Source organism: Chitinophaga silvisoli, from assembly GCF_003412465.1.
GTDB classification, from domain to species: domain Bacteria; phylum Bacteroidota; class Bacteroidia; order Chitinophagales; family Chitinophagaceae; genus Chitinophaga; species Chitinophaga silvisoli.
The window spans coordinates 1,089,701-1,101,972 of record NZ_QTJV01000002.1 but is presented as its reverse complement, the minus strand read 5'-3'; the positions used below and the strand labels follow the sequence as shown (position 1 = coordinate 1,101,972).

11 protein-coding genes are annotated in these 12,272 nt (G+C 43.0%); all 11 read right to left on the bottom strand.

The features are described 5' to 3' along the window. Positions 1–56: 56 nt before the first annotated feature. Positions 57–815, bottom strand: a complete 759-nt coding sequence (locus DXN04_RS10820) for a glycosyltransferase family 2 protein (protein WP_116853331.1) — start codon at positions 813–815, stop codon at positions 57–59. Beyond that, positions 800–1,534: a glycosyltransferase family 2 protein gene (locus DXN04_RS10815; RefSeq protein ID WP_116853330.1), complete on the bottom strand. Its 735-nt coding sequence runs from the start codon at positions 1,532–1,534 to the stop codon at positions 800–802. The genes DXN04_RS10820 and DXN04_RS10815 overlap by 16 nt, the downstream gene beginning before the upstream one ends. A 6-nt stretch (positions 1,535–1,540) precedes the next feature. Further along, positions 1,541–2,389, bottom strand: coding sequence for a glycosyltransferase family protein (locus DXN04_RS10810; protein ID WP_116853329.1), 849 nt, complete (start codon positions 2,387–2,389; stop codon positions 1,541–1,543). After that, a complete protein-coding gene (locus DXN04_RS10805; protein ID WP_116853328.1) occupies positions 2,389–3,426 on the bottom strand; it encodes an EpsG family protein in 1,038 nt (345 codons plus the stop codon). Before DXN04_RS10805 ends, DXN04_RS10810 begins: the two co-directional genes overlap by 1 nt. Positions 3,427–3,447: 21 nt before the next feature. Then, a complete protein-coding gene (locus DXN04_RS10800; RefSeq protein ID WP_116853327.1) occupies positions 3,448–4,236 on the bottom strand; it encodes a glycosyltransferase family 2 protein in 789 nt (262 codons plus the stop codon). Continuing rightward, positions 4,226–4,984: a hypothetical protein gene (locus DXN04_RS10795; RefSeq protein ID WP_116853326.1), complete on the bottom strand. Its 759-nt coding sequence runs from the start codon at positions 4,982–4,984 to the stop codon at positions 4,226–4,228. Before DXN04_RS10795 ends, DXN04_RS10800 begins: the two co-directional genes overlap by 11 nt. A gap of 55 nt (positions 4,985–5,039) precedes the next feature. Next, entirely contained in the window at positions 5,040–6,140 is a 1,101-nt protein-coding gene (locus tag DXN04_RS10790; protein ID WP_116853325.1) for a Wzz/FepE/Etk N-terminal domain-containing protein, read from the bottom strand. A gap of 20 nt (positions 6,141–6,160) precedes the next feature. Continuing rightward, positions 6,161–8,671, bottom strand: coding sequence for an SLBB domain-containing protein (locus DXN04_RS10785; protein ID WP_116853324.1), 2,511 nt, complete (start codon positions 8,669–8,671; stop codon positions 6,161–6,163). Between the two features lie 190 nt (positions 8,672–8,861). Beyond that, on the bottom strand, positions 8,862–10,349 hold the full coding sequence (locus DXN04_RS10780) for a flippase (protein ID WP_116853323.1): 1,488 nt from the start codon (positions 10,347–10,349) through the stop codon (positions 8,862–8,864). 47 nt (positions 10,350–10,396) lie between these two features. Beyond that, positions 10,397–11,293, bottom strand: a complete 897-nt coding sequence (locus tag DXN04_RS10775; protein ID WP_116853322.1) for a glycosyltransferase family 2 protein — start codon at positions 11,291–11,293, stop codon at positions 10,397–10,399. Continuing rightward, positions 11,293–12,249 carry a glycosyltransferase family protein gene (locus DXN04_RS10770; protein ID WP_147319893.1) on the bottom strand — a complete coding sequence of 319 codons (957 nt, stop codon included), beginning with the start codon at positions 12,247–12,249 and terminating at the stop codon, positions 11,293–11,295. The genes DXN04_RS10775 and DXN04_RS10770 overlap by 1 nt, the downstream gene beginning before the upstream one ends. Between the last annotated feature and the right edge of the window lie 23 nt (positions 12,250–12,272).

Here is a 12,272-nt window from a genome sequence, read left to right as displayed (position 1 = left end):
ACAATCATTTTTAAGGTTCTCAGTTGGCAAGTATTATGATTTTATTTTTCAGTTTTTCACACTCTGTATTTAGCGAAGCCGTTCAGGGCCCAGTGGAACAGGTAATAGCAACTCCTGATCAATCCCAGCTTTTCTATTTTGTAATACACCAGGAATTGTGGTTTTACTACCTTCTTCTTTTTACCAGTGGTAGAGTTGGCCAGTACTCTGTAGCTTGCCAGTACTTCGGTATTTCCATATGCTTCTTTACATTGCTTGATGATCGTGAGCCAGTACACATAGTCATCCCTGAGGCTCTTAAGATCTTCTCTAAGGTACATCTTTCCAAAACGTGACGTATCATACACGCCTGTTAAGCAGGAAATAGAGCAGGTTTTGAGCAGGCTGTTGTAATCGACCTTTTCGGGTACGAGGAACGGGCGCATGCACTCTTTGGAATGCTCATCTATCCGGCGGTGAGAACCATATACGAGGGTGGCGTTCTTAGCTTTCATCAAAGCCAGTTGCTTCTCGAGGAAATCGGCATCCCACAGGTCATCTGCATCCAGCAGCGCTATATATTGCCCTTCCGCTCTTCTGATACCATTATTTCTGGCGGCAGCGGAGCCGGCGTTGGGCTGTGAGTGCAATTGTATACGACTGTCTTTCTTCACATATTCACTGATCACAGCTACGCTGTCATCTTTTGAACCATCATTGATGATGATCATTTCCCAGTTAGGATAGGTTTGCGCCAGCACTGATTCGATCGTTTCGGGTATGAACCGCTGCGCATTGTAAACCGGCGTAATTATGGATACTAGGCCTTTTTGCATAATCTATGTTTCAAATAAAATCTAATCACTTCCCTTATCATGATCACTCTTCCCCGCAGCTTTGCATTCAGGCTACGTTTACTTTTTCCCTGACCGGTATTGGTAAAGGCAGCACTATGGCGCCTGTACATGATCAATGGCTGCTGGTAGAAGAATACTTTCGCATTCAACATCTCGCCTACCAATCCAATCCATAGATCATGACCTATTTCGATCGTGTCCGGGAAAGGTAATATATGAGGTAATAAAGATCTTTTAAATGCCATACAGCTACCGTAATAGGTCGACTTGAGCATGTTCTTTATGATACCCTTACCACCGTTAATGAAAGCTAACAGGGAAGGCGCTATCTCAGATAAATTTTCATCGACTATCGTAGCATCGCTCACCACTACATCGTACTGTTCAAACAGCGGTAATGTTCTCTCCACCTTATCATCCATCCACACATCATCCTGATCGGACAAAAAGATCAGTTCTCCTGTAGCCTGAATAATAGCATGCTGAAAGTTTTTGATCGCTCCTTTTCCAAGTGTATTCTGTACGATCTTTACCCGCTTATCATTCAAACTTTCAACGATCGCAATCGTATTATCTGTGGAATGGTCATCACTCACGATCAACTCATCATTTGCTGCCAGTTGTTTTAATATTGACTCGCATTGTGCTTTTATAAAACGTTCTCCGTTGTAAACGGCCATACACACAGACACACTCATATATTGCTATTTTCTCAGTAAATATTTTTGAATAAAGATCTGCAGGTAACGGGCATCCCTGTTCTTCAGCATCAATCCACCCATCCTCCTGATCGTCCATGCCAGGTACCAGAAACTATCTGCCACGCGCTCTCTGTCACAATTCCTTGCGCCTTCGCAAAAGAAGGCAAAGCGGTGCCGCAGCTTATCCGGATTGGTATCGTAGGCTGAAAAATCCTGTTCACAAACAAGGTCCAGTGTATAAAACCAGTTGTAGTGCCGGGCCAATCGCTCTATAAACTGAAAGTCGGCAAAGTCTAGTCTGACAGCTCCATTATACCCTCCCGCCTTTTGAAAGGCATCCAGGTTGATCAGTAAACCACTATTGACCGGACTGTATTTCTGTAGGCTATATTTACCTTCCGGTACGGATTTCACCCAATATACCCGCTTCCGCCTATAGATACCGGGAGACATAATATCTCCGTGTTGTGTCTTAAGGACAGGTGCAAACAACGGAATATCCGGGTTTCTGTTGACTGCATCTTCGTAAATAACAGGGAAATTGGAAGGGAATACCGTATCCTGATCAAGCAACAACAACCATGATTTCTTTAAGGTCAGGCCGTATGCTGCTCCTGTATTATAGGCTTTGCTTACTCCAGCGTTCACTTTATCATGTACATACTGTACTTTAAAGTTACCAAAAGTAATACTATTTTCATACATCGGCTCGGGACTGTTGTCATACACAAACAGGTCCATTTCCGCTCCCATTGCTTTCAGGTAATCATTCAGCACAGCAAGGCTCTTTGCGTTTTCAAGCTTTTGCTTATACAGCACAATTACTGGTAGTATGGAAGTAGAAAACTGCATCAGATATAATAAGGGTTTAGGAATCCGTTATAAATAAGGTCCAGGAACAGGAATAACAGGCACCATCCAAATACGAATGTCAATACCAGGTACTTATAATCCAGCAGGTAAAACAGCATTGGTACTAGTGCCAGCTCTACTATTCCAAACACATCCGCAAATCTCAGTGCAAAAGCAGGCATACTGGCAAACAGGACCATAAATGCGATTGACAGCACATACATCTTCACCATAATGATGAAATGTGGATTGCGATCCTTCAGGTATTCGTTGTTAAACAGGAATATATAGATCAATACGATCCTTAACATTACCGCCGGGTTGAATACATTTATCTTGGTGTACATACCTACTGATTGCAGTGTATTGTACGCCTCTATCTTGCTCTGGATAATGCCGATGTGCAGCTTCCCTAATATTTCAAGTAACCCGAGGCCACCTAAGAATAATACATAACTGACAGGAATGATCAGGAAATAGATCCTGTTCATCTTCACCGTCGACAGGAAGTACACTGGTATTAATACGATCGCCGAATAATGGAATAAGGTAGCGATCCCTATCACCAGCAAAAATTTATACAATTTCCGCTCTTGTACATAGTACAGGCTAAACAGGACCAGACCGATCGCTACACCGGCACGTACCTGGTTCATTTCATGTACAAAAAAGTAATGGGTAACCCATAAGGCTACGGAGAAATAAGGGAAGGAGGATACTTTTTTAAAGGCAAGGATATGGATAAATACAGCTAAGAATGCAAAGATCACCATCACATACCTGATATTCGGCACTATATGGGTGATGAATACAAATGAGGGCTCTACCATTAGCAATGATTCTGATATGGACAGATGTTTTACCCTATCAAAATAATCGATGTAAGTAGAATAGTCACCATCTACCTTGTCGCCCCTGAAGCCTGCGAACAGGAAAAGGAAACCACCAATCAGTAACAGGGGAATAAGGTCCTTCCTATCATTGAAATGAACTGCAACTAAAAACAGGCCTATAAAAATGATAAAATAAATAGCCATTACTTATTCCCTCTCTTCATTCTATAACTTTACGGTTGCTGTATTTTTAAATCTCATTTTCTCCAGCCTGCTGATGATGCCACGACCAAAGAGTTTGCGTATTACCAGTTTGACCTTGTAATAGCTCACATCCCTGATCATGCGGGGCAGCGAGATCCTTCCAAAAATATAATCGGCGCACTTCTTCTGATAAAATGACCAGGATGCTGCCGATACACCATCTCCGGTATTGATGGAAATAGGTTCATCCACTTTCATCACCACCTCTTCAGGTACATTGTTGAAGAAGAGGTAATCCGAGATAATAATACGCTTGGTCACGTTGTAATAGCCATACACCTCGTGTAGTGCGCGCTTATAGATCGCAGACTGATGCAGGATGATACCGCGTTTGAAATCAGCTGTGAACCTTGCCTTTCCACCGGGGAAGTAAGGTTGACTCATATAGAAATCTGAATAGATAAAAGCAATATGATCAGGAATATCAGCCATGACGGTGGACAGTACTTTGCTATGGCAAAAGGTATCCGCAGCATTCATGAATATGATCCACTCTCCCGTCGCCATCCTGATACCTTTGTTCATAGCATCATAAATACCCTTGTCAGGCTCACTGATCCACCTGCTGATGGAGCTTTCGTATTTCCTGATCACATCGACGGTGCCATCTTTCGATCCTCCATCTACAACTATATACTCCAGGTTATCTACATCCTGCCCGGTCACACTCTGAATTGTATTTTCAAGCAGTGCCGCCGCATTGTATACGACTGTGATGACAGATATCCTGGGCGATCTTTCACTTGGCATATTGATATCTTTGACCTTTTCGATTACTATATAATATTCTGTATAAATTATTCAGACATCGTAATGCCTTTTTTTTCCGGCTATCCGCTTTCAACGTCTGACCTGTAGATCCAGAAACACCTTCCCATACCGGCACCCTGCCAAATGGCTGATGGTGTACATGATAGGCTGTTAAGGCATCGCAATATACATGTTCCAGGTACCGCCCTGCATTATCATCAACTTCTACATACTGATTGATCAATACCTTTTCAAACACCTCCCTGGTACAATAATAAAACCTCGTATCAACGAGTTGCTGTTTTTTGAAAGGATTGTTGCCAATCGCCTCAAAGTAAATATTACCGGGCCTGATCAGGTGATGAATATGGGTAAAGTTTAACACCTTCACCCGACCGGTAATTTTAAAAAATGAGCTGTATTCACGTAACAGCACACTCTTATCAAAAACGTAATTCATGATCATTCCTTCACCATACCCCTTCCCCTGATGTAATATCCTGATTGAATCAGCCTTGAATGATAACGTTTCTATTTTCTTTTTATACAATGCTGCATGATCAATTATTTCAGGTACCTCTCCATAATCAAACCCACTATTGTCGCAAATAACTATCGCAGATATTCCTGGTTTTCCCAGATAAAAAAGTACGCTTTCAATATATTGCTGTCTGCGTACTTCAGGGTCAGTTAATACTGTAAAACTACTGTTTACATAGACGGTGGATGTCAACACCAAAAGGCACATGAGAGGATTTTTTCAATAAATAAATTAATATCCGGTAAGCCTTATTGGACACTTACTAGTTAGCCATTATTTTCTTATAAAATTTCAGCAAAATTAGTCCGATGACTGATAGAAATCCACCGAGGAAACCACCAATTACAATACCCATCATCTTTCCAAATCTTTTTTTCTTTAAAGGCAAAATAGGAGTATCTACAATCTGAATAATAGGCGTTTCCTGAGACATAGAAACTTTACTTAACTCAAGGTTCTTTACAACCTCGGCATACATGGTCTGCAACACCGTTTTATCTCGTGATGCGACTTCCAGCCCAACTGCCGCCTGTACCTTTGCAGGGTTTATATTCAGATCTTTGGCAGCAGCTGCTGTATAGGTTTTTTGATTTAATAGTCTTTCAATAGAGTCAGCTTTGGCTTGTAATTTGTCCACATTTACTTTGGATCGTTGTGTTTTCATTGTTACATAAAAGGATGTGGCCTCTTTTACAAGTTCCTCAACAAAATATTTTGCAAATAACTGGTCTTCGGAAAGACAGGTTACATATATAAAGCTGATCTTTTTATCAGGCTTTTCTACGGTTAAGTCCTTCTCTGAAATACGATGGTATAATTCAAATAATACGCTGTCCTGTTGTAAGGAGAATTTACTTCTATCCTCTCCTACCGGGAAATGTATGTTCGCGAGCGAAGCCAGTTGCTCATCTTTCTTCCACTGCTCCCTGAATTCGTTTAAGTCAATGTAATAATCTGCCAGCGAGATTTCTTTGCCATTGATCGTGATAGGTGATAATAATGCTTTCTCTACCATGAGCCGCGACTTCAGGAACTCCATGATGTTGTCGCCGGCGAACAAGCCACTGCTACTACCACCCAACCCACCCAGGTCTACACCCAGGGAGTTGGCGATACTTGAATAGCTGCCTAACATGCTCGATTTGCTGCTTTCTTCCAGTACGAAGCTTAACTGACCTGTGTATTTCGGCTTTTTGAATATGGAAACAGTTACTCCTATTACAGCCCCCAGTACCGCTACGAGTATTATGATCAGCTTTTTCTTCCATAGATACCCGACCCATTCCTGAATAACCAGAATTAAGTCCTTCAGTGAAATCTCTCTCTTTGGTGCATTATCAGGCAACTGATTCGGCAGGTTCATTATTTTTCCTTTTTGAATACTTATTTTGAAGCATTAATAATTGTCACAATCACCAGTGCCAGCGATGCCATTGCACTTGCAATACCCACTATAGCAGCCGGACCCAGACCTTCCTTCACTTTCTTAGCTGGCACATATACCTCCGCGCCAGGTTTCACCCTTGGATACCTGTTAAAGAACAGCACCTTTCTTGTACTTCTTACTTCACCGTTTGAGTACACTACATAACTCCTTCTTCTCAGTGACTGTGAAGAGAAACCACCTGCTCCCCTGATATAATCCCTGAATGTATAGTTCTTGTCGAATCGTACTTTCTTTGGGAAGTATACCTCACCAAATATCTGCACGGTTTGCAAGCGCTTAGGTACTCTCAGGATATCGCCATCTTCCAGGTACAGGTCATATTTAGAACCCGGATGCGCCATTACTTCCTCCAGCTGGATACCTAATAACTGTAAGTTCCTGCCTACTGCATTTCTCACTTTTTCTACGCTTGTACTATCATAGAGCTTGTCGTAGAAGATCTCCAGTTTACTGCGGATCAGTGCACTGTCCGCATTGTTTGTATAAGTTCTTCTCAGCAATACGCTACCTTCTGCATAAGCTTCCGGACGTAAACCACCTGCTCTTTTGATCAGGTCTGACAATCTTTCTTTCTTCGTATTGATCGTATATGACCCGGGATACACTACTTCACCATCCAGCATCACATCCGCCTGCTCTGTGTAAGAAGGCGATCTCCGGATTATCACTTCGTCAAAAGGATGTAAAGGGAAAGCACTGGATGGATCCACTGCCAGGTCTTTGTTAATATCAAATTGTGCGGTGATCGCCATCCTGATATCTGTTGAGTCAAAGGCACCATCGGTACGTATTCTCCTTGATACTTCCACATTCTTGAGACTCGCTGCATCTTTCAAACCGCCTGCCAGAAGGATCAGGTCTTCCAGGTGCATGCTGTCGCTGTATGGATAATACCCCGGCTGGTTCACCTCTCCATCTATCTTTACGAGGTATTCCTCTCTTACTGCTAGTTTGGAGAAGATGATTACGCTATCCTCACGTTGTAATTTTAAGTTTTGTTTACCTGCCAGTACTTCCTGTACATTGAAGTTTAGCAAAGCAGGTGTGTAGTCATCTTTCAGCCTGCGCACCACACCTCTTGACAGTAATGCTTCGTCCAGTACACCATCTGCTTTCTTCAACAGATCGGCTATTGTCATATCCTGTTCCAGTGCATACTCGCCGGGATGATAAACGGCACCACTCAGTGTGACGCGATTGGCGTAGCGGGCAATTACAGAGTCTACTACAAATTTATCGCCGGTTTGCAGGTGGAAAGAACCTATCTGATCTTCCGGCACATTCAATACTTCCCGGTTACGGTTGTTGACCCTGAAAGCTTTTACCATGCCTTTGTAAGCGAGATCTGTGTACCCGCCGGCAAAGTCAATGATGTCTTTCAGTGTCTCAGTCGATTTTCCTTCGAAGATAGCCGGACGCTTTACCTCACCAGTCAGTTCTACCCTGAGTTTATACGGATTTACCTTTACGATATCCTGATCCTGTAATACCACGTTGTTAGAAAGATCACCATGTATGAGGAAATCGTACAGGTCAAAAGTAGCCACAGACTGACCATTCCTGATCACGGAGATCTCACGGAAGGAACCATTCTCGTTCGGACCACCTGATACATACAGTGCATTCGCCACTGTAGCCAGGGACGGTAAGGTGTAAGAACCCGGTTGCATCACTTCGCCAATCAGTACTACCCTGATGCTACGGATGTTGCCAAGGGATACCTGTACCTGTGTATTTCCGGTTTTGATACCGGCATAAATCGTTGATAATTGTTTGGTGATGCGGGTCTTCGCTTCTTCCATAGTCAGGCCGTTCACATATACCGGACCTAGGTTCGGGATGAAAATATATCCGTCAGGTGTAACCCTCAGTGTATGTTCTATTTCTGAATAACCGTAGATGTTGATGACTACTTCGTCGTTTGCTGCCAGCTTGTAGTTAAGTGGCGTAGCCATTCTTAAGTTGGGCTCAAACGTGAGGTTCTTGTTACTGAATAACTCGGTTCCGAAGATCCGCTGCCTCCTCATTTCCTTATCGTAGTCCTGTTTGGCTTTGATCTTCTTGTACTGATCCTGCCAGTAATAGGCGGAGTCCAGCTGGTTGGCATCGTTGTTACCTCTGCCGGTAGTATCTGATAATTTATTCTTGCCTGAATTGCTACCTGAGGTTAACTCTGTGTCAAGATTCAGACTTTTAATCCTTGCTTTTAGCTTATCTACTTCAGTCGTTGAAATACCTTTTTGTGCTGCATATTGATCAATCTGGTCATAGCCAATGTTGTTCTTCTTCATCTCTGCCACAATCTGCCTGATCTGGTCATCAGATAAATTATCCACCTTGACCTGGCTTAACTGTGACTGAGAGATAGACGAACTGGAAACCTGAGCCTGCACAAATGAAAATATGGTCATCAATAACAGTTGCAGCAGTAATAATTTTTTCAACATGTACTTATCAGATATTCTCTTTGATTAAAAAAAAGTCAACCAACACCTTGTTTCCCAATGGATTTGATTCTGGATATAAATCAGGTGCAAATCTATTAAAAATAATATATAAATATTAACCTGATGAAAACCAGTCATTCACTTAGACAACCGGAAATGTTTCACCGATTAAAAATGACATAATATTTAACTATACAATTTCATTATTCACAATCCCCTGGCCCTCCGCAGCCACTTCCTGTGGTTTTGCTTTCTTCCAGGTATTCCAGTTCAGTAATTGTAGTTGCTGGTCCTTCACCACCAATACCTGGAATAGCAAATAATACAACGCACAAAGTGGTATTCCTGTTACTAAAATTATCAATTCATTATGGCTAATCTTCCGACAGAGCCAACCAATTGGCAAGAAGACAATGACTATCAGCAAGTTGTAAATTACCATCTTCCACCTTACGTTGATAAGGTAGTATTTAAACACAAAGTACCCGGCGATCAGGGTAACGACTACCTCTGTCATAATATTGGTGACTGCTGCTCCTACCGCCAAAAACCGGGGTACCAGCAAAAAGTTGAGTGCCAGGGAGATCACCGTTCCGCAAATTACAGCTATAAAGTATTGCTTTTCATATCCTCCTGGTATCAGAAACTGTACTGCCATGATATGTGCCATCCCCACCACAAAGACAAGGGGACCCATCACTTGCATAGGGATAATAGCATCAGCAAATGCCTTGCCGGCAAATAAGGTAATGAGTTCAGGGGCAAACAAATAGAGCCCGGCCATCATAGGAATACCTAAAAAACACACGAACCAGAATGACTGGTCGAACAATCTTTGTTGCTCCATTGTGTCGCCATCCTTAATAGCAATGGTGATCCGCGGTATCAGTACGGTTCCCAGTGCGGTGATCAGGGGCAATGCAACCCTGTTCAGTTTTATGGCTGCGGTATAACAGGCTACCGCCGGCTCATTGCCCAGCAACCCCAGTAAAACGGTATCAAACTGTGTATATAAACTTACAGCTAGCATCACTCCAAATGTGAGGAACACTGGTTTCAGGTGCCGGCGCACATCCAACCCGCTTAGCGTAAAACTCACCACCTTGTGCAGGGAGACCAGGTTCCATATCTGGTTACCTATTAATGCAAACACACTGATTGACAGGTAGATATAAGTATCAGTCGCCGTATGTACAAAGCAGAACAAGGCAATAAAAGCCAGTAACTTGATGGTCACTGACCGGAATGTGATCACCCCGAAATTCTCCAGTCCTGAGTATAACCAGTCTACATTCGAAAAACTGCCGATGATAATCAATCCGGCGAGATAATAGTAAGACGCATCCTGCTGAAATCGAGGAATACCCACGACCATGGCTACATACACTACCATCACGATCAGTGAAGCGATGACATTGATCACCACTATCTCTGAAAACAACTTTGACAATGCAGTTCTGTCATCCCGCACTTTGGAAGTTTCCCTCAATCCGTAAATAGGAATACCCAATGCGGAGAAGATGACAAAATACTGGGCGAATGTGAGTATAAACTGGGTCTTACCTATACCCGTTACACCCAGCACGCGGGAGGCGTATGGGAAACTGATAATTGGGAACAGAATATTACAGACAGTCAGCAAACTGTTATAAACAAAGTTTCTCTTTACGGAGCGCATACATTAAACCGTGTTTGGTAGTCCTTAATGGCGGGTCCAAAGGTAAGTTATTCTTTATATCCCCGCCGTATGCTCTTTATTTTGGAATAGTGAGTCAGCAGGTAGCAGATCTCCCTGAGGTGATACCCTGCCGACACCGGTTTGAGCCGGAGCGTACTTGCTAGCAGCCCTACCAGCCTGATCCTGGTAAAAAGCAGTACCCTGCTGGTCCATCCATTTGTAATATCCAGCAGTACGGACAGCGACATGGTACGTTCTCTTAGTTTATCGGGGGTAGGATTCAGCTTTCCTTTTCTTACTTCCCTGTCATGGCAAATGGTGTAAGCAGGGGCTACGCCAATTTTGAAATTGTGCGCTCTTACTCTCTGGCAATAATTCCAGTCCTCGCCATAAAAGAAGAATAATGGTTCAAATCCACCAACTTTCCTGTAACACGCCATTGATACCAGCCAGGCGGCGGCATTCACAAATTCGAGATCATAGACAGGTTTCAGTTGCCGGATGAACATATCTGACACTAACCCTTCGCATTTGTCAGGGGCAATGTAATTGGAGAAATTAATATCAAGGCCGGTATAGCTCCCATTCAGATGGATCGGGCTGATGATGCCGAAATCCTTATTGCTGGCCGCTACGGTGACCAATCCCTGAAGAGTATCACCCTCTATCCAGGCATCCTGGTTGAACAGGAAGATATAATCTGCACCAGCTTTTTCGGCCAGTTCCATACCCATATTATTGGCCTTGCCAAAACCGAGGTTCGACTCCGCCTCCATCAATTGCACTTCGGGGAAGTCTGCCCTGATCTTTTCTACAGAGCCGTCAGTGCTGCCATTGTCAATAGCGATCACCGTTACAGGCAAAACAGATTGCCGAAGGCTGCCAAAGCACCTGTCTATCCATTTTAATCCATTATAGATTACTATGACAACGTATACTTTCATTACGGGTGTCTTTGGAATATTTTGTCAAGATCTGCTATAAACACACGCTCTTCATCATAGATCTTTTGCCTGTATGCTTCGAAATCATTGACATGCTTGCTGTATGCAGTACAACATTCTTTGATCCTGTTTGTAATCGTCGAAATTTGGGTAGCCGAATCTTCTATCTTGTATTGTTCTGGTATAGGTACATCGCCGGCATTGGCCGCAGAACCTTTTCTACCGGTGATCACACAGCAACCATAGATCGCAGCTTCTCTTGGAAAACGGTCCTTACCCGGATGTTCCCCAAAGTCGATATAGACCATAGAAGCCTTGAGTAATTCCGCCACCTCAGCGGGTTTCAACCCTATCAGCGGAATCCATTTTGCTTCAGGATAAGCTGCCATGATCTGCTTTGTAAATTCTATCCCTTTCTTAGGGTTATACAATACCTGTGGCAGCTTTTTATTGTAATCTACCTGGCGGGAATCTTGTAAGAAATCTGTATTCAGATAGTCAGATAAATAACCTGCCTTTATTCCATGTTTGTCAAGGAAATCTATGGCGTAATATGACTGGGCGATGTGATAGTCGAATTTCCCTTTTACCTCACCTATCATCACGCTCTTTCTGAACAGGTTTTCTCCACCCAGCCTTCTGATGTATTGATAAAATCTTGGAGATAATCCGTACTTGAACAGGTTGTCGATACTGAGCCACCATACACACTTACGGATATGTTTGAAAGCTTTTGTTTTAAAGAGCAAAGCTTCCGGGATGATCAATATGTTCTGCGGATCATCTTCTATCTGTGTTACAAATTTGCAATTGTACTTCAGGTAATTTTCATGCACTGGGTTTTCCTGCACAGGCACGTAATATATACTGATGTCAAATCCCTTGCTGCTCAGTGCCGATACCAGCTGATGCAATAGTTCAGGGCCACCTGTCGCTGTTTGGGGTGGACACATCATATATATCTTCGTATTCCCGGATA